This window comes from Haloferax sp. AS1, assembly GCF_014530665.1.
In the GTDB taxonomy this organism is placed as follows: Archaea; Halobacteriota; Halobacteria; order Halobacteriales; family Haloferacaceae; genus Haloferax; species Haloferax volcanii.
Genome location: NZ_SPSA01000001.1, coordinates 1,790,237 through 1,807,109, shown reverse-complemented (window position 1 = coordinate 1,807,109; position 16,873 = coordinate 1,790,237). Strand labels below are relative to the sequence as shown.

Genomic DNA, 16,873 nt, shown 5'->3' with positions numbered 1-16,873 from the left:
CGCCGTGGGCTCCACCGGTACCCCCCAAGCGTATGGCGTCGGCGAGAGTGGTACGATGCATGTTCGCACTACTCACGTCGCTCGCCGTCGCGGTCGGCTGTCTCGCCGTCGCCGCCGGGACGGTCGGGACTCTCGGAGGCGCTGACGACCCCGACGACGCCGGCGCGTACGACTACGTCGTCGCGCAGGACGGCAGCGGCGACTACGAGACGATTCAGGCCGCCATCGACGGCGCGAAGTCGTTTCCGCCGGGGCGAGTCCGCATCCTCGTCCGAGACGGCGTGTACGACGAGAAAGTCGAAGTCCACGCGTGGAACCCCGACATCACCCTCGTCGGCGAGAGCGCCACGGAGACGGTCATCACCCACGGCGACCACTTCGAGCGAATCGACCGCGGGCGCAACAGCACCTTCTTCACCTACACGCTGAAGGTCCGCGGCAACGACTTCCGCGCCCGCGACCTGACCGTCGAGAACAGCGCCGGCCCGGTCGGACAGGCCGTCGCCCTCCACGTCGACGCCGACCGCGCCGTCTTCGAGAACTGTCGCGTCCTCGGCCACCAAGACACCGTCTACGCCGCCGGCGAGGGGGCGCGCCAGTTCTTCTCGGACTGCTATCTCGAGGGGACGACCGACTTCGTCTTCGGCGGCGCGACCGCCGTCTTCGAGGACTGCCGCGTCCACTCGAAAGCCGACTCGTACATCACCGCGGCCTCCACGCCGGCGAGCGAGCCCTTCGGCTTCGTCTTTCTCGACTGCGAACTGACCGCCGACGCCGACGTGTCCGAAGCGTATCTCGGCCGCCCGTGGCGGAATCACGCCCGAACTGCGTTTATCCGCACGTGGATGGACTCGCACGTCCGCTCCGACGGGTGGCACAACTGGTCGCGACCGGACGCCGAGGCGACGGTCGAATACGCGGAGTTCGACAGCCGAGGCCCGGGGGCGGAGGGCGAGCGGGTGTCGTGGGCGACGGCGCTGACCGAGGACGAGGCTGAGCGGTATTCGAAGGCGAACGTGCTGGGTTCTGCGAGTCGTGGGGAGTGGTGGGACTGGGAGGGATGAGCGTGCGATCGGGGCGGTGTCAGACGGACGTTGAACTCACTCGATGCGGTTCGCTATCGCTCTGTGTGAGTTTGTGAGAAGAGCCTAGGCCGGGATTTGAACCCGGGGTCTCGTCCTTACCAAGGACGCGCTTTACCGCTAAGCTACCCAGGCGCTCTATGGGTTGATATCCCCACTGATGCGCTTTCTGCATCCGATTTTACTACAGGGCTGTATAAGAATGTGATGAAACGCTTCGAGGGTGTCTCAAGGTAACATACGAGAAAGATAACAATCGATGCCCGCTCTATGTGTTGACAATTTCTTTGATATCAGTTATGGAATCACTCTAACGTCTACCTGAAACTCTGTTCCATCAATCGTTCGCGGCCCCGTCAAATCTTTTTCAAAGTTAGAACGGTCGGTGATCTCTGAGTCACCATCCCACACAACAGCGATCATCCGACTGCAGTCTGTATGTTTATGATAACTTTCAATGTCTATTTTCAGTTCATCTGGGATGTCTTTAGCATGAGAACTATTTCGCACATATTTCGCTTCAATAACAGTAGATATCTCTGGAACTACGAAGTCAATTCTCTTTGAGGTCGTAGCGTGTTTTGGTGTGTATTCTTCCGGACGCGAGTCTGGAAATATAGGCTTCATTATTGCATAGAGCAAGTCTTGAACGTCTTGTTCACACGTCATCCCAAAGTCAGGTCTATCTGCATCACGGTCGTTAAGTATCGAAACCGATTCAGAGAACCCTTCGATTATTTCGGATAATAGGAATTTTCTATCACCAGTATACGACTGTTGGAGGAACTCATACCGATCGGGCTTCCCACCACAGACAAGCGATTCAAGTTCTCCACTATAGAATGCGGCTGGACAAAATTTCGTTTCAGGTTGTCCTGTGTCTTTTGCCCATTCGTTGTATTCTCTGACTCTCGCTTTAACACTCTCGTCAGATAGCTCATCTAGAGCTTCCTCAGAAGAGAGGCCTTGGCTCCGGTATCTAAGGAAGTCATCATATGCATCCAACGAATCAACAAACCTCACGATTTCATCGGGATGGAATTGAATCCTACAAAAACCAAACTCATCTATCTCCTCACGCCAGAGTTGAGTATAGATACAACCCTGACTTTCCAGATCCTGAAGATCCTTTATGAACTCTCGGCTGAGGTGATTGAACTGTCTTCCAAAAATTTTAGCCATAGAATAGGTTTATCACGGCATATAAAAAACGTGTGTTATTTCAGAAAATAATTCGGTAGACACTACTACTCATTTCACCAAATCTGTTCCACCGCCGTTGACCGCATCTCGGTGTCCGAGTGTAGGTATTTCATCGTCGTCGTCACGCTCTTGTGGCGGAGTTGTTCTTTCGCGTGGTGCGGCCCGACGTGGTTCGCCCAATGAGTCGCCACACCGTGACGAATGGAATACCAGGTGATCTCCTTATGATCTGGAATCGGCACATCCCCCTCCTCGATGAGTCGAGTCAGTAGGTAGTTACATGACTTCGAACTGTAGGGAGTCGCCTTCTTCGTCAACCACAACTCATCGCGGTCTTGGTACTTGTCGTAGGTTGCACGTTCATCGAGCCAGCGACGAAGCACCTTGACAGTTCGATTCTTCAATGTGCAGTTCCAATGAGCCTCGTTCTTCGTCGACTCATCCTTCGGGATGTTCAATTCGTGGGCCTCTATGTTCACCCAATCTACCGTGGCTCGACCCACCTCAATGGGTCGGAGCCCTGTATCGAGCGTTACGGCGAGAAGTGAGGGAATCTTCCACGAGTTCGCGGCCTTGAACTCTTCAGGGCCAATCTCGTTCTTGGAAACCCCGTTGCGTTGAGCGAGGTACGTTTTGATTCGATCACGCTCCTCGGGTGTCATCGAGGAACTGTGGTAGCTCTTGACCGTCCCGTAGTCGAGTGCGGCTTTGTAGAGTGCTTTGAATGCACGTCGATGAAGGTAATCACGCTCGTCTCCGTTAGATTGGCTCAGCTCAACGTCAGGATCCCAGTCGTAGTCCGTTCCGTGGACGTGGTTGTGAAATTTGAAGAATCGCTTGATGACCTTGAGATGGTGGAGAACACTGGAATCGATCATCCCGTCGGACATATTCAGGAGATGGATGAAGCGGTCGGCCTTCTCCGGAGTGAGGTCGGTCGTATACTTCTGCTCGTAGTCCCACAGCCAGCGGAAGACTGTCTCAAGTTTGTAGTGGGTGGATTGAAGCGTGCTTTCTGCCAGCCCCTCACCTTTCTCGGGGTGTTTTCCGTAGTTGGCGAGCCACGTCAGGACTTCCTCTTTGAAGTCGTGGTAGTCGCCACTCATGTTGACACCAAATGCCTCTAAGTCCTCCTTTGAGCGCTTGCTCACGAGCGGGAACGAGAACTCGACCGGCGTGCGAGCAGGAGGAAGATCTGGGGTACTGTCCTCGCTCAATGGAGGCATATCATCGAGTGGGTCGTCTCGATTCATACCCATACCTCACGAGAGATGTGTGTCGTAGTCAGAATGCTAATCGCTATACAGCGGCCTGTCTGTGTTGTAGCGTAATCGTACACTTGAACGCACCTTATTTCTCTTGTTGAGACGGTGCAGAAAGTGGCTTTAGTGCCTGTAGCCGTCGGTTTGGAACCTCGCGTTCCAATAACGGTCCTCGTCCTTACCAAGGACGCGCTTTACCGCTAAGCTACCCAGGCAGGCATTCCTTGGTTGTCCGGGTTCCTCTTTAGGGGTTTCGATTCGAATCGCCCCGGAACCGTGGTAGCGTATGCCGATTAGCGGTCCGCGGCGGAGGTGACCGCGTCGTCGCCACCGCCGCCTCGGTAGAGCGCCGCGATGCGCTCGACGGTCCCCTCGGAGACGGTCTCGTCGGCCGGGGGGAAGTCGCCGTCGTGGGTGTCGGCCAGTCCCGCGGCGTACTCCACGAGCGCGGTCGGGGGGGCCGAGCCGACGGCCGTGGTACCGGCGACGACGGCGAGCGTGCAGATGTTCACTTCGAGTTCGCCGTCGAGGTCCGGGCGCTCCGACTCGGCGGCCGAGCGGCGGCGAGTCTGGTCGCGGCCGAAGGCGCGGACCGTCTCGACGGCGTGGTCGGCGGCCTCGGTCCGGGCGAGGAGGTAGAAGCCGCGCGAGACGAGCACGTCCGCCGCGAGGATATCGAGGTCGGCGTCGGTGTCCGCTTCGGGGGAATCGAGCTGCGACCACGGCTCGTCGTGGGCGAGCGACCGGGTGAGCCGGAGGCCCTCGTAGATGAGTTGCACTCCGGCCGCGCGGGAGGCCAGCCCGTTCAGGTCGACCTTCGGTTCGACGGCCCGCGCGCTCACGAACGTGAGCACTGCCGGCGTCAAGGAGGCGGCGTCGAGGCGTTCGTCCAGCGCCGCGCGGAGGGCCTCGGGCTCGATATCGGAGAGGGCCTCTCGCGCGGCCTCGCGGGCTCGCACGGCGTCGTCCATCGGCCGAGACTTACGGTTGGGAGGGCAAAGACCTTTGGAAAACCACGGCACAACGGGCGTATGATACGGACGACGGACGACGGCGACCTCCGGGTCGTGACCATCGACCGCCCGGCGCGACGGAACGCGCTCAGACCGACCGACCTCGACGCCCTCGAAGCCGCGGTCACGGGTGCCGACGCACCGGTCGTTCTCCTCCGGGGGAGCGGCCCGGCGTTCTGCGCCGGCGCGGACCTCGACAGCGTCACCGACCTCGACGACCCCGAGGCGTTCGCAAAACACGGCCAACGCGTCGCCGACGCCGTCGAATCGGCCGAATCGGTCGTCGTCGCCGGCATCGACGGGGCGGCCCGCGGCGGCGGCGTCGAACTCGCGCTCGCCTGCGACGTGCGGGTGGCCACTCCGCGTGCGACCCTCGGTGAACCGGGCGTCCGACTCGGCCTGTTCGGCGCGTGGGGCGGGACGGTTCGGCTCCCGCGCGTCGTCGGCGAGGGCCACGCCCTCGAATTCTCGCTTTCGGGCCGCGTCGTCGACGCCGACGAAGCCCTCCGGATGGGTCTCGTCTCTCGAATCGTCGACGACCCGTGCGAGGTCGCGGCCTCGATGGCCGACAACGACCACCGGTCGCTCCGAATCGTCAAGGAGCGACTGCGCGACCGCGGCAACCGGGACGGACGCTTGGAACGGGAAGCCGCCGGCTTCGCGGAGTTGCATCGGGCGAACGTCGACGACATCGCGGCGTCGCGCGAAAAGTGAATTCCGCGGGCGGGTCGGCGGGCCGGCGGGTCGGCAGAGCCGCGGTGACCTACACGTCCAGCGCCGACGGCGCGGGCGGCATCGACCGCTTGTGGGCGCTCCCCTCGACGAGGCCGACCACGCGGTCGACCTGTTCTTCGGTTACGTCGAGGTGACGAGTCGTCGCGGACTTCGAAAGCGGGCCGTCCACGTGGAGCGCGAGAATCGCGTCGAGCGCGTCGTACGTGAGGCCGAGTTCGCCCTCGTCGGTCTGGCCGGACCACATCTCGGCCGACGGGGTCTGCAACACGAGGTCTTCCGGCACGCCGACGTGGGCGGCCAGCTGGCGGACCTGCTGTTTGTAGAGGTTCCCGATGGGGTTGCAGTCGACCGCCTGGTCGCCGTACTTCGTGAAGTAACCGGTCATCGCCTCGGCGCGGTTACCCGTTCCGAGCACGATGCGGTTCTCGTGGTTGGCGACGAAGTAGTTGAGCACCGCTCGCGTGCGGACGTAGACGTTTCCGGCGGCCATGCGGTCGTCGGCCGCCTCGGGGAACGTGTCGAAGAACGTCTCGGCGATGGGCTGGATTTCGACCACGTCGTACTCGATGCCCAGCATCTCGGCGACGCCCTCGGCGTCGCTCATCATGTCCTCGTCGTTCGCCACGCTCGGCATGACGAGCCCGTGGAGGCTCTCCTTTCCGAGCGCCTCGACGGCGAGGAAGGCGGTGAGCGTCGAGTCGATACCACCGGACAGCCCGATGACGGCCCCGTCGGCACCGGCGGCCTCGACGGTGTCTTCGATGAAGGTCGTGATGTGCTCGCGGTGCGCTTCGAGTTCCTCGTCGGACAACAGGAGGTCGAACGGGGCGTCCTCCGAGAGAACGTCGACGGATGTCATGGGCCTCGCTTGGAACCGGGAGCCCAAATAGCCACGTGTCACGCGAAAACAATGGACGGGTGTCCAGTTTTTTCGGGGGCGCGATGGGGTGAAGCGCTACGTTCAAGTGCCCCCGAAGTCTACGAATTTTTGCTTCGGAAGGCGGTTCGAAGCGAAGCGTAGCGCGCCGATGTGTTGTCGAGCGAAGTGAGACAACGCGCGGGGCGAACGAATGTGAGCGCCGATGGTCGACCGAGCAGAGCGAGGTCGAGTCAGGGGCGCAAGCGAAGCGTAGCGCGCCGATGGTCCAGTGGTAGGACACGAGCTTCCCAAGCTCGGAGCCCGGGTTCAATTCCCGGTCGGCGCATCTTCTGAACGGAACCGGACGAGGAGCCGCGAGGCTCCGAGTCCCGTGGAGTGAAGAGATGCGGCCCGAGGGAATTGAAGCAGCGAGCAACGCAGAGCGTTGCGAGTGAGGTTCAATTCCCGGTCGGCGCACTCGCGGGACTCCCGGTCGGCGTACAAACTCTCGTCTTCGAATCGTAACCCGCGCCGCCGACTCAGAAAAACAGGTTCTGCACGTCGTCGAACTCCGGTGACTCCGAGCGGAACACCGGCTCGCGGGCGGTCTGTCGAATCATCGCGTGGCGTTCGAGGGCCGAGTCGAATTCGAGAATCGCCCGCTCGATGTCGCGGGCGAGCGCGTCGATTTCGCCGTGGAGTTCGTCGTCGTCGGCCATGATACGCGTAGTTAGGCGAGGGCTGATAAAACGGACTCGGCTACGAGTCGTCAGCGGAGCCGTCGGGTGCAGTTCCAGCAGAGGTCGAAGGTGGTGTCGGCCTCGTTTTCGGCCCCGCAGTTCGGGCAGATGCGCTCGCCCGTCGGCGTCGTCTGTACGCCGGCCTGCGAGCCGTCGTCGAGCGACGCCGCGATTTCGGGGTGGGTGTAGCGGTCCGTTCGGGCGGAGTCCCGGCCGGACCCCTCGCCTACCGTCGGCTCCCCACCGTTGACGAGGTATCGATAGACCAGAAGCTGGAGCAGGGTCAACCCGAGGGCGTAGACGACGATCCAACCCCAGGAGTCCATCACACATTGACTTACGTTAGCATGCTATATCGGTTCTTCGGTCGAACGGGTCTGCTGACGCTCTCGGCGGTGGTCGCGGGCGATGTCGACGCGGCGGGTTCGCGTCGAAACGAGTTACTCGCGCCGGTGGGAGTCCACCGGGCCGTCGAGGTCGCGGTCGAATTCGTCGAATACCTCGATGTCGTCTGGGAGTTCGTAGGGAATCTCGCGCTCGTCGGCGCGGCGCTCGCCCCCGGCGTCGAGCGGTTCAGCGACCTCTTCGAAGCCGGGCTTTACTTTCACGCTCTTGGCGGGCGAGCCGACCGCGATGTGGTGGGCGGGCACGTCGCCCTGGACGACCGACCGCGCGCCGACGATGGCGTTCTCACCGACCGAGACCCCGGCGTTCACCATCGCGTCGTAGGTGACGCGCGCGTCGTCGCCGATGGTCGTGTGGTAGTTTCTGACCTCGGTCTGGTCGACGGTGTCGTGCGAGTGGCTGTATATGTGGGCGCTGTCGGAGATGGAGACGCGGTCGCCGATAGTGAGTTTCCCGCGGTCGTCGAGGTGGACGTCGTCGTGGATGACCGTGTTGTCACCGACGGAGATGTTGTGACCGTAGGAGAACGTGACGCCCTTGAAGATGCGGAGGTTGTCGCCGGCCTCCGCGAACAGGTGGTCCGCGAGCATCTGTCGGAACCGGAGGGCGAAGGCGACGTTGTCGGCCATCGGCGTCGCGTCGAACTGCCGCCAGAGCCACTGGAGGTGCTTCGAGCGCTTGAACTTCGCCTCGTCTTTCTCGGCGTAGTACTCGGCTTCGAGCGTCGCGTTACAGGGGTCGTACCCTTGCAGTCGAACCCGCGTCGCGGGCGAGACGGGCTTGCCGTTCTGCCAGCGCTCCCACGCCTCGCGGTCGCCGAACAGGTCGATGAGGGTGTCCCGAACGACCGTACAGGTGTCTTCGTCCGAGGCGAGCCGACCGTCGACCTCGTCGATGAACGCCTGTAAGCCTTCTTCGGCGTCCTCCGGAAGCGAAACGTGGACCTTCGTCATTGCACCGTCGTAAGCCGTCGAGATTCAAATGGATTCGGTTGTGCGAACCGCGCGTCAGGCTTCCTCCGGGCAATACTGGCTGGTTTCGACCGTTGGTGAACGGAAATCCGAGCGCCCGCCCGCGGCGGGATTCCCAGCGTACGGGAACAAAACACACGGAATAAGTCGCCCCAATTCGTAGGGCCGGCCATGCACTACCGCGAACTCGGCACCTCCGGAATCGAAGTCAGCGAGGTCGGCTTCGGTGCGTGGGTCGTCGGGACCGACTGGTGGGGCGACCGCTCGGACGAAGACTCCATCGAGATGCTCCACCACGCCATCGAGCAGGGCATCGACTTCTTCGACACGGGTGACGTGTACGGCCACGGCCACTCCGAGGAGGTCGTCGGCGAGGCGCTTTCCGACTACCGCGACGAGGTCACCGTCGCCACCAAAATCGGCTACGACTTCTACAACAACCCGCAGGCCGGCCACGGCGAACTCCCCAAGGAAATCACCGGCGAGTGGGTCCGCGAGGCGACCGAAAAGAGCCTCGAACGCCTCGACATGGAGTACGTCGACCTCCTGCAACTCCACAACGCGAACGTCGACGAGGTCACGCCCGACGTGCTCGAAGCCCTCGACGAACTGAAAGAGGAAGGTCTCATCGAGGCCACCGGCTGGGCGCTCGGCCCCTCCATCGGCTGGCTGGCCGAAGGCGACATGGCCATCGAAGAGGAGTTTGACGCGCTCCAAATCGTCTGGAACGCCTTCGAGCAGGACGTGGGTAACCACTTCCTCGACACCATCCGCGAGACCGGCTCCTCGACGAGTCTCATCGCCCGCGTGCCGCACTCCTCGGGCCTCCTGAACGAGCAGGTCCGCCCCGAGACCGAACTCGGCTCCGGCGACCACCGCGGCTTCCGCCCCGACGAGTGGTACGAGACGGGCTGGGAGAAGCTCGAACAACTCCGCTTCCTCGAACGCGACGGCGAGCGGACGATGGCGCAGGCGTCCATCGCCTATCTCCTCGGCTACGACGAGACCGCGGCCGTCACGCCGACGTTCCGCACGAAAGCCGACATCGACGAGTGGGCGAAGGCCTCCGACGTGCCGAAACTCACCGACGAGGAGATGAGCCGCGTCGAGGAACTGTACGCGGACAACTTCGGCATCGACCGCTTCGACGGCATGGACGCGCTCCGCTCGTCGGTCGACGGCGAGGACATCCGCGCGGCCGGCCTCGACAAGCGCGTCGCGAAAGGCGCGCGCAACGAAGCCTGATGGGCCGCCTGAAAACCCTCCTCGGCGTCACCGCGGTCGCCCACGTCGCGCTCGCGTGGCTGGTCAGCCTCGACGCCAAGAAGCGCGGCGACGACGCCGGCAAGTGGATTGCGCTGACCCTCCTCACCGGCGTCGTCGGGGCCGCGAAATACGTCCGCGACGGACGCTGAGGCGCGACCGCCGGAAAAACGGACCCGAAACGACGACGGCAGCGGCAACGAAGCCGTCTCGTTCCGACGCGGTTTTTGTGTTTCAAGCAACACGCTCGACCGATAGTCCTCGAACGAGTCGGTTCGGTTCGTTCCCGCGATGTCCGCGCCGTCACCCGAAATTCGCCCCTCTTGGAGTTATCACCGTGGTGTGGGATAGACGAGTGGACCGACTTTCGGACGGACCTGAAGCCGCTGCGAGACCAAAAAAGACACAACGCTCGACCGAGTTCGGGACGACCATGCGTAGTTCACTCGTCGACGTGCTCCCGGACCTCCTCGAACTCCTCGTCTTCGGCCTCGGCAGCGCGGGGCTTTCCCTCGCCGGCGCGTACATCGAGCGGTTCGCCTTCGTCACCTTCGAACAGGGCAACGTCGAAATCGCCGCGTGGGCGGTCGTAATGGGCGCGGTGGCGCTGTACTTCGCGTACAGCGTCGGCACCGACAAAGTGCGCCCGAAGCTTCGAGACGTTCGCGCCGCGCTCGCGTAGAGAAGCCGCAGTCTGATTTTCGGCGTTCCCGCGTCAGGCGAGGAACACGGTCGCGGCCGGTCCGCGAGCACGCACACGCCACCGTTTCCTGCGCTCGCTCCGCTCGCTGGCAAAAGCTGGACCAAAACGGTTCGTCACCCCCGCATGGGGGTTCCTCACCCCGCTCTCGATGGTCGCGAAGTTACGCTAAGAACACGTGTCGCGGCCGGTCCGCCAGCACGTCGCGGCCCCACTGGACCGTGTCGCGGAACGCGTCGGAGCGGAAGAACTCCATGGCGTCGTCCTGCGAGCGCCACTGGCTGGCGATGAACATGTCGTCTTCGTCCTCGACGTTGACCATCAGGTCCGTGTCGAAGTGGCCGTCCATCTCTTCGAGGAGGCCGCCGACGGTGCCGAACTTCTCGACGAAGTCGCCGCGGTGTTCGGACTTGACGGTGTAGAACATCCCCATCGTGCCGAAGCCGGACTCCTCGCCGGCGCGCTCGACGATGCCGGGAAGCTCCGAGAGGAAGCCCGCGGCGGTCTCGGCGGCCGACGCCGTCTCCCAGATGGAGACGATGGCGACCCGGCCGCGCTCGTTGGCCTCGTAGACGGCCGTCTTGACGTGCGTCGGGTAGTGGTCGAAGTTGCCGCGGAGGCCTTCGACCTCCTCGAACAGCTCGTCGGCGTCGGCCTCGGAGTAGAGGACCGTCGCGTACACGTCCTCGCCGTGGGGCTTGCCGGCGTAGATGTTCAGGTCTTCGAGCTGACCGCGAATGTCCTCGTCTCCGGTCTCGTCACCCCCGTCGTCACCGTGGTGGTGGCCGCCGTCGTCGCCTTCGCCGTGATGGTGACCGTCGCCACCTCCGCCGTGGTGATGACCGCCCTCGCCATGATGGTGGCCGTCACCGCCGTGGTGTCCGCCCTCACCGTGCGCGTGCGCGCCGTGGTGGGACTCGTCGCCGAACTCGCTCGTCGGGACGCCGTCGCCCGCGAGGAACGCGCCGAGGTCCGACGGCGGGAAGCGCCGGCCGACGTAGAACTGGCCGAACTCGCCGTACTTCGAGGACACCTCGTCGAAGCGCATCTCGTAGACGATGTCCTTGATGTCGGTCGGGTCGTCACCGAACAGGGTGACGCCCCATTCGTAGTCGTCGAAGCCGACCGAGGAGGCGATGACCTGCTTGATTTTCCCGGCGTACTTCCGACCGGTGTCGCCGTGGGTGGACATCAGGTCGCGGCGCTCGTCGAACGAGAGGTCGTACCAGTTGTGCTCCTCGCCGCGGCGCTTCGACATCGGGTAGAAGGACATGTAGGTGTCCTCGGGGATGTCGGGCTTGAGTTTGCCCTCGATGTAGCGCAGCAGGCCGGCGTCGATGTCCTCCTCGTTACCCTCGAAGTAGTCGTCCGAGACGTAGCCGGACACCTCGGTGACGGAGACGTAGGAGGTCGGCTGTTCGGTGAAGGCCGCGAGCGCGGTCCGCTCGAACTGCCGTTCGGCGCGGGAGACGTCGTCCAGCGTCGGTCGGAAGTGGACGACCACGAAGTCCGCCTTGTGGCCGAGGACGGAGAAGACGGCGGACGCGCCCGCCTCGGCGTCCTCGACCGCCTCGTGGGCGTCGAGGTACGCGACGCCCTCCTCGATTGCGCGGCGGCGCTCGTGTTCGGGCGCGTCACGCCACGCGTCCCAGTCGACGGTTCGGAAGTCGTGCAGCGCGAACCAGCCCTCGTCGGTCTGTGGGGCCTCTACCATACCGTGGCCTAGGGAGTCATCCGGTATTGAAGTTGCGAGTCGTTTTCGCGGTTCGAGAACCGTCGAAGGAAAGCGGGACGGCGTCGACCGAGACGACCGGGGCGACCGACAGGCCGGTCAGCCGAGGAGCGTCGGCCCGAATATCATGAGCACGAGCGACGCGAGCATCGTGAGGCCGATGGAGGTCGTGATGGTGCGGACGACGGTGTGGGGGTCGTCGACCGGGAGCCGCGAGACGACGGCCTCGGCCGAGGTCCGCAGGATGCGACCGCCGTCGAGCGGGTAGCCGGGGATGCAGTTGAAAAGCCCCAGTTGGAGGTTAATCCACGCCGTCCAGAACAGGACGTTGGCGACGATGAAGACGCCGCCGCCGAGGAAGCCGAGCGGGCCGCCGACCTGATAGAAGTTGACGACCTGCCCGGTGAAGCCGGGGAAGTTCGGAATCCCGAGGACGACCGACGCGAGGGGCAAGAGCAGCGACACGTAGACGAGTTGGAGGGGCGAGCCTTCGAAAGCGGTCGCGAGGCCGCCGTCGCCGCCGTCACCGCCGAGAAGCGAGAGGTACGTCCCCGCGGGGTACTCCTGCGTGCCGAAGTCCGTCAGGAGCAGGCCGCTCGTCCCTTGGAAGATGTTGACGCCGAGGAAGCCGTTGCCGTCCTGCTCGTTCACGCCGAGCGTGACCTGAACCGTCTCGAAGCCGCCGTTTCGGTACAGTTCGACGGCGACGGTCTGGTCGGGGTCCGTCCGGTCGAGCGCCGCCTGCAACTCCGTCGACGAGGTGATGCGCTCGCCGTTGAACGACGAGACAATGAGGGGTTGGGTCGTCCCCGTGGCGTTGTACAGCGGGCCGTTCTCGGCGACGTTCGTGATGTATGCGCCGACCGGGATGGTGCGCTCGCCGGCGGAGGTGTCGAGGCGGGCGAACCGCGAGTCGCCGACGGCCGACTCGAAGTCGGCGCGCGTCGAGACGGCGGTCCCGTTGACCGCGGTCACGCGAATCGGGTCGGAGCCGGACTCGACGGTCAGGTTCGCGGGGTTGCCGGCGACGGAGCCGGCGACGACGAGTTCGCGCGTGACCGAGACGGTCCGCTCGCCGTCGAGTTCGACCGACACCGTCCCCGCGTCGGTCGCGAGGAGCGCGGCGTCGAGTTCCCGCGTCGTGTTGACCGGCGTGCCCTCGACGGCGGTCACGCGGTCGCCGCCCGAGATACCCGCGGCGTCGGCCGGCGAACCGGCGTACGCGCCGGAGACGGCGACGCCCGGCGCGACCGAGATAGAGCCGATGACCGGGCCGAAAAGCAGGGCGAACGCGACGAGCGTGACGGCGAAGTTGTTCGTCACGCCGGCGGCGAACATCCGCGACTTGCCGCCGCGGTCGGCGCGGCGCTGGCTCTCCTCGGAGGGTTCGACGAACGCCCCCACGGGGAGTATCGTCAGGAGGACGACGCCCATCGACTCCACGTCGATGCCCTCGACGCGGCTGAGGACGCCGTGGCCGCCCTCGTGGACGACGAGACCGACGAGGAGGCCGAAGAGGATTTCGGGCGCGACCGAAAGCGGGAGGAAGTCGTTGACGCCGGGGATGACGAGGAAGTTCTGCGGCTGGTTCACCTGCGTCGGGGCGGGCGGATTCTGGAGGATGACGACCGCCTGAAAGACGAGGAGGACGAACGTCCCGACCATGATGACGAGGGCGATACCGAGGCCGACGTTGCTCCACGCCCGCCAGAACCGCTTGGGGGCGGCGATTCTGTCGAGGAGTTCGCGGCCGCGACGGGTGTGGACCGTCGTGAGGGGACCCTGGACGCGGACGTACTCGGGGAGGATACCGCGAGCACGCAACAGCGCCGCGAGGAGAGAGTAGGCGATGAAGCCGGCGAGAACCCAAAGCAGCGTGTTCATCGCCCGAAGGGAAGCGGCGCGCGCCAAAAGGCGTTCGGGTTACGGTCCCACCGTTCGGGTCACGGTCCCGCCTTCGAGACCGAGGGCGGGCGTTGGCGGCCGCGAATGACGACCGCAACCGAACCCAACCCGCAACGAGCGCGTCGCGTTACTCCTCGTCGTCGCCGTCGTCGCCGGGCGACTCGATTTCGACTTCGACCGCGCCGTCGTCGTCCGCGTCGGTCTCCTCGTCGCTCGCGTCGCCCGTCTCGTCCGCCTCGGCCGCCTCGTCGTCGGCCGCGGCGTCGTCCGTTTCCGCCTCGGGGTCGTGTTCGACGGTGACCGTGGCGTCCTCGTCGTCGGTCGCGTCGTCGCCTGCGCCGGTCTCCTCGTCGGCCGCCGAGTCGCCCTCGGCGGGGTCGTCGGCGAGCGCGATGTCGGTAAAGGAGTCGCCGGACGACGAGCGAAGCCGCGAGACGGCGTAGGCGACGCCCACGAGGAGCAACGCGACGAGGAGCAGCCGACCCCACGAGCGGCCGCCCGAGGTGTCGTCGTCGACGGCTTCCTGTTCCGAGTCGGCGTCGAACTCCTCCAGTTCGACGTCGAATTCGTCTTGCGATTCCTCCACGGACCGGATGAAGTCGATGAGAGACATGTGAACTGTGATACGGCGAGGCCGCGGTAGGCGTCGTTCGCGGGGAACGAGCCCGTCTCACCGTACGCGCGTCGGGGACATAAGTCGTCCCCCAGAAGGGTTTTAGCCACCCCGGCGACGAACGGAAACCGTGTTCGACAGTTCCCGCTACGAGGTCCGACAGAAGGTGTCCATCAGCAACAAGTACGTCGTCTACGAGGGCGACGACCCCGTCCTCTCGGCGAAGCAAAAGAAGTTCAAACTGAAAGAGGACTTCCGGCTGAACGACCACGACACCGGCGAGGAGCGCTTCCGCGTCAAGGCCGACAGCGTCCTCGACGTGTCGGCGGCCTACGACATCGTCGACAGCCGGACCGACGAGCGCGTCGGCGCGGTCAAACGCGGCGCGTTCTCGTTCGCCAAACACACCTACCAACTGCTCGGCCCCGACGGCTCGGTCGCGGGGCGAATCGTCGAGGACAGCGTTCCGATGGCGGTCGCCAGACGGCTCGTCACGACGCTCATTCCCTTCTCGTACCGCATCGAGGACGCGGCCGGCGAGGAAGTCGGCGCGGTAGACGGGCAGTTCTCGCTCCGGGACAAGTACACCGTCGACGTGGACCGCGAGCGTATCGACCCGCGACTCGCCGTCGTCGGCGCGGTCGTGATAGACGCCATCGAGGAGAACTGACGGACTCCGTGCGAACGCGAGGGAAGCGAAATTGAGGGCGAGAGCGAGGAGTCAGTCCTCGCGGCGGAGTCGCGTGACGACGAAGTCGCGCTCTAGCTCGCCGAGGAACTCGCCGAGTCGCGGCCCCTGTTCGGCGTCGAAGAACAGCCGGTAGCCGGCGGCGAAGAAGTCGCCCATCTCGATGTCGTGGCGGCGCGCAGTCTCGTAGATTTCGCCCTGAATCGCCTCGCCGTCGTGGCCCTCGGCGACAAACTCCGCGAGGTCGTCAAGCGCGGCCTCGACCGCGGGCTCGAAGTCGAATTCGGGGAGGTCGACCTGCAAGCGGTAGTTGTACTGGTTGTCCATCTTCTCGGCCCAGCGGCGGGCGCGTTCGACCCGGTCGAGCGCCTCCTCGACCACCTCGTCGGGAGTGTCCTCGTCGAAGAAGCCCTCGTTGCGGGCCATCTTGACGCGGAGGTCCTCGTCGTCGGTCATGCCGAGGACGGCCGCGAACGTGTACGGGAGTCGAATCCGGTCCTCGCGGACCTCGTCGACGACGAACGGGTAGGCGCGCTCGGCGAAGCGGGTCAGGCTCTCGTCGTCGACCTCGCCGAAGTAGGCGCGCTCGAAGCGGTCGAAGTCGTCCACGAGCTGGTCGAGTCGCGTGAGGTCGAGGTCGCGGGCCTTCCGCGGGTTGAGCGCGAAGAAGTACCGGAGCACCTCGGGTTCGAGCAGGTCGAGCATCTCCGCGACGGTGACGATGTTGCCGGCGGACGACGACAGCGCCTCGCCGTTGAGCGTGAACCACTCGTACACCATCGGCACCGGCGGCTCGATTCCGAGGACGTTCTCGGCGATGTCCTTGCCGGAGGGCCACGAGCCCTCGGCGTGGTCCTTGCCGAACGGCTCGAAGTCGACGCCGAGGACCTGCCACTGGCCGGGCCACTCGAAGCGCCACGGCAGTTTGCCCTCGCGGAACGTCGCGGTCCCCTCGTGGCCGCAGCCGTCGATGGTGTTGTCGCCGACGGTCATGTCGGTACAGACGTAGTCGACGGTTCCCGCGTCGAGGTCGATGTCCGTGACCGTCTCCGTGATTTTACCGCACTCGGCGCAGACGGGGTTGAAGGGAACGTAGTCCTCGTCGACCTTCGACTGGTACTCGCCCAGCACCTCGCGGGCGGTGTCGGCGTGGTCGAGGACGTGTTCGACCACGGGGTCGAAGTCGCCGCTCTCGTACAGTTCGGTGTTGGAAATCATCTCCACCGGGACGCCGAGGCGGTCGGCGTCGGCCTTCAGGAGCGCCGCGAAGTGCGCCGCGTACGACTCGGCCTCACCGAACGGGTCCGGAATCGACGTGTACGGCTTGCCGAGGTTGCGGCCGAGCGCGCCGGCGTCGACCTCGCCGAGCCCGACGATGTTGCCGTCGGCGTCCGCGAGCTTTCGCGGGAGCTTCCGGAGGGGGTCTTTGTCGTCGCTGGTGAACACCTGCCGGACCTCGTGGCCGCGCTCGCGGAGCACCTCGGCGACGAAGTAGCCGCGCATAATCTCGTTGAAGTTGCCGAGGTGAGCCACGCCCGAGGGGGAGACGCCGCCCTTGACGACGACCGGTTCGTCGGGGTCGCGGGCCTCGATTTCGTCGGCGACCTCGTCGGCCCAGAAGCCGTGGTGGGTGGCGTCGGCACCGCCGTCGGTCGCGTCCGCGGCGGGGGCGTCGCCGCGGGAGGGGTCGTCGGTCGTCATC

General features: G+C 64.6%; 17 protein-coding genes and 3 tRNA genes. 7 read left to right on the top strand and 13 right to left on the bottom strand.

Features of this window, described 5'->3' with window-relative positions:
• Positions 1-59 precede the first annotated feature (59 nt).
• Complete coding sequence (locus E4P24_RS09620) at positions 60-1,064, top strand: pectinesterase family protein (RefSeq protein WP_008605643.1); 1,005 nt, start codon at positions 60-62, stop codon at positions 1,062-1,064.
• Between the two features lie 81 nt (positions 1,065-1,145).
• Here E4P24_RS09620 and E4P24_RS09615 read toward each other — a convergent pair.
• From E4P24_RS09615 to E4P24_RS09595, 5 genes are all read right to left on the bottom strand, one after another.
• Positions 1,146-1,217: transfer RNA gene (locus E4P24_RS09615), tRNA-Thr, on the bottom strand.
• A 162-nt stretch (positions 1,218-1,379) separates the two neighbouring features.
• The gene (locus E4P24_RS09610) at positions 1,380-2,264 is read right to left on the bottom strand and encodes a hypothetical protein (protein ID WP_163489262.1); all 885 of its coding nucleotides are present in this window, start codon (positions 2,262-2,264) and stop codon (positions 1,380-1,382) included.
• A gap of 74 nt (positions 2,265-2,338) precedes the next feature.
• Positions 2,339-3,538, bottom strand: a complete 1,200-nt coding sequence (locus tag E4P24_RS09605; RefSeq protein WP_163489260.1) for a site-specific integrase — start codon at positions 3,536-3,538, stop codon at positions 2,339-2,341.
• Between the two features lie 136 nt (positions 3,539-3,674).
• Positions 3,675-3,762: transfer RNA gene (locus tag E4P24_RS09600), tRNA-Thr, on the bottom strand.
• A gap of 78 nt (positions 3,763-3,840) precedes the next feature.
• Positions 3,841-4,518 (bottom strand): hypothetical protein, encoded by a 678-nt coding sequence (locus E4P24_RS09595; protein WP_004063012.1) that lies wholly within the window; start codon positions 4,516-4,518, stop codon positions 3,841-3,843.
• A gap of 60 nt (positions 4,519-4,578) precedes the next feature.
• Here E4P24_RS09595 and E4P24_RS09590 point away from each other — a divergent pair, with 60 nt between their 5' ends.
• On the top strand, positions 4,579-5,274 hold the full coding sequence (locus E4P24_RS09590; RefSeq protein WP_188148416.1) for an enoyl-CoA hydratase/isomerase family protein: 696 nt from the start codon (positions 4,579-4,581) through the stop codon (positions 5,272-5,274).
• Between the two features lie 49 nt (positions 5,275-5,323).
• On the opposite strand, the gene E4P24_RS09585 is transcribed toward E4P24_RS09590, so the two are convergent.
• Entirely contained in the window at positions 5,324-6,154 is an 831-nt protein-coding gene (locus tag E4P24_RS09585) for an NAD+ synthase (RefSeq protein WP_004063014.1), read from the bottom strand.
• A 275-nt stretch (positions 6,155-6,429) separates the two neighbouring features.
• Here E4P24_RS09585 and E4P24_RS09580 point away from each other — a divergent pair.
• A tRNA-Gly gene (locus E4P24_RS09580) sits at positions 6,430-6,500 on the top strand.
• Positions 6,501-6,693: 193 nt separating this feature from the next.
• Here E4P24_RS09580 and E4P24_RS09575 read toward each other — a convergent pair.
• From E4P24_RS09575 to E4P24_RS09565, 3 genes are all read right to left on the bottom strand, one after another.
• Positions 6,694-6,873 (bottom strand): hypothetical protein, encoded by a 180-nt coding sequence (locus tag E4P24_RS09575; protein WP_004041759.1) that lies wholly within the window; start codon positions 6,871-6,873, stop codon positions 6,694-6,696.
• Between the two features lie 50 nt (positions 6,874-6,923).
• A complete protein-coding gene (locus tag E4P24_RS09570; RefSeq protein WP_004063015.1) occupies positions 6,924-7,220 on the bottom strand; it encodes a hypothetical protein in 297 nt (98 codons plus the stop codon).
• 114 nt (positions 7,221-7,334) lie between these two features.
• Positions 7,335-8,252 (bottom strand): acyltransferase, encoded by a 918-nt coding sequence (locus tag E4P24_RS09565; RefSeq protein WP_115803266.1) that lies wholly within the window; start codon positions 8,250-8,252, stop codon positions 7,335-7,337.
• Positions 8,253-8,441: 189 nt separating this feature from the next.
• Here E4P24_RS09565 and E4P24_RS09560 point away from each other — a divergent pair, with 189 nt between their 5' ends.
• From E4P24_RS09560 to E4P24_RS09550, 3 genes are all read left to right on the top strand, one after another.
• Positions 8,442-9,515, top strand: a complete 1,074-nt coding sequence (locus E4P24_RS09560; RefSeq protein ID WP_163489256.1) for an aldo/keto reductase — start codon at positions 8,442-8,444, stop codon at positions 9,513-9,515.
• Positions 9,515-9,685 carry a hypothetical protein gene (locus E4P24_RS09555; protein ID WP_004041755.1) on the top strand — a complete coding sequence of 57 codons (171 nt, stop codon included), beginning with the start codon at positions 9,515-9,517 and terminating at the stop codon, positions 9,683-9,685. Before E4P24_RS09560 ends, E4P24_RS09555 begins: the two co-directional genes overlap by 1 nt.
• A gap of 281 nt (positions 9,686-9,966) precedes the next feature.
• Positions 9,967-10,215 carry a hypothetical protein gene (locus E4P24_RS09550; protein WP_115803335.1) on the top strand — a complete coding sequence of 83 codons (249 nt, stop codon included), beginning with the start codon at positions 9,967-9,969 and terminating at the stop codon, positions 10,213-10,215.
• Positions 10,216-10,396: 181 nt separating this feature from the next.
• Here the strand turns inward: E4P24_RS09550 and E4P24_RS09545 are convergent, their stop codons facing one another.
• The 3 genes from E4P24_RS09545 to E4P24_RS09535 form a co-directional block, all read right to left on the bottom strand.
• Complete coding sequence (locus tag E4P24_RS09545; protein WP_188148415.1) at positions 10,397-11,947, bottom strand: heme-binding protein; 1,551 nt, start codon at positions 11,945-11,947, stop codon at positions 10,397-10,399.
• Positions 11,948-12,064: 117 nt separating this feature from the next.
• Positions 12,065-13,849, bottom strand: a complete 1,785-nt coding sequence (locus E4P24_RS09540) for a site-2 protease family protein (RefSeq protein ID WP_006601107.1) — start codon at positions 13,847-13,849, stop codon at positions 12,065-12,067.
• A gap of 148 nt (positions 13,850-13,997) precedes the next feature.
• On the bottom strand, positions 13,998-14,483 hold the full coding sequence (locus tag E4P24_RS09535; protein WP_115803269.1) for a hypothetical protein: 486 nt from the start codon (positions 14,481-14,483) through the stop codon (positions 13,998-14,000).
• A 130-nt stretch (positions 14,484-14,613) separates the two neighbouring features.
• Here E4P24_RS09535 and E4P24_RS09530 point away from each other — a divergent pair, with 130 nt between their 5' ends.
• A complete protein-coding gene (locus E4P24_RS09530) occupies positions 14,614-15,153 on the top strand; it encodes a hypothetical protein (RefSeq protein ID WP_008574805.1) in 540 nt (179 codons plus the stop codon).
• A gap of 51 nt (positions 15,154-15,204) precedes the next feature.
• Here E4P24_RS09530 and lysS read toward each other — a convergent pair whose 3' ends face one another.
• The gene (gene lysS / locus E4P24_RS09525) at positions 15,205-16,872 is read right to left on the bottom strand and encodes a lysine--tRNA ligase (RefSeq protein WP_188148414.1); all 1,668 of its coding nucleotides are present in this window, start codon (positions 16,870-16,872) and stop codon (positions 15,205-15,207) included.
• Position 16,873 lies beyond the last annotated feature (1 nt).

Bases quoted from the DNA above. Each gene is read 5' to 3' on its own strand.
- E4P24_RS09620 (WP_008605643.1), top strand. From the start codon at position 60: ATGTTCGCACTACTCACGTCGCTCGCCGTCGCGGTCGGCTGTCTCGCC.
- E4P24_RS09610 (WP_163489262.1), bottom strand. From the start codon at position 2,264: ATGGCTAAAATTTTTGGAAGACAGTTCAATCACCTCAGCCGAGAGTTC.
- E4P24_RS09605 (WP_163489260.1), bottom strand. From the start codon at position 3,538: ATGAATCGAGACGACCCACTCGATGATATGCCTCCATTGAGCGAGGAC.
- E4P24_RS09595 (WP_004063012.1), bottom strand. From the start codon at position 4,518: ATGGACGACGCCGTGCGAGCCCGCGAGGCCGCGCGAGAGGCCCTCTCC.
- E4P24_RS09590 (WP_188148416.1), top strand. From the start codon at position 4,579: ATGATACGGACGACGGACGACGGCGACCTCCGGGTCGTGACCATCGAC.
- E4P24_RS09585 (WP_004063014.1), bottom strand. From the start codon at position 6,154: ATGACATCCGTCGACGTTCTCTCGGAGGACGCCCCGTTCGACCTCCTG.
- E4P24_RS09575 (WP_004041759.1), bottom strand. From the start codon at position 6,873: ATGGCCGACGACGACGAACTCCACGGCGAAATCGACGCGCTCGCCCGC.
- E4P24_RS09570 (WP_004063015.1), bottom strand. From the start codon at position 7,220: ATGGACTCCTGGGGTTGGATCGTCGTCTACGCCCTCGGGTTGACCCTG.
- E4P24_RS09565 (WP_115803266.1), bottom strand. From the start codon at position 8,252: ATGACGAAGGTCCACGTTTCGCTTCCGGAGGACGCCGAAGAAGGCTTA.
- E4P24_RS09560 (WP_163489256.1), top strand. From the start codon at position 8,442: ATGCACTACCGCGAACTCGGCACCTCCGGAATCGAAGTCAGCGAGGTC.
- E4P24_RS09555 (WP_004041755.1), top strand. From the start codon at position 9,515: ATGGGCCGCCTGAAAACCCTCCTCGGCGTCACCGCGGTCGCCCACGTC.
- E4P24_RS09550 (WP_115803335.1), top strand. From the start codon at position 9,967: ATGCGTAGTTCACTCGTCGACGTGCTCCCGGACCTCCTCGAACTCCTC.
- E4P24_RS09545 (WP_188148415.1), bottom strand. From the start codon at position 11,947: ATGGTAGAGGCCCCACAGACCGACGAGGGCTGGTTCGCGCTGCACGAC.
- E4P24_RS09540 (WP_006601107.1), bottom strand. From the start codon at position 13,849: ATGAACACGCTGCTTTGGGTTCTCGCCGGCTTCATCGCCTACTCTCTC.
- E4P24_RS09535 (WP_115803269.1), bottom strand. From the start codon at position 14,483: ATGTCTCTCATCGACTTCATCCGGTCCGTGGAGGAATCGCAAGACGAA.
- lysS (WP_188148414.1), bottom strand. From the start codon at position 16,872: ATGACGACCGACGACCCCTCCCGCGGCGACGCCCCCGCCGCGGACGCG.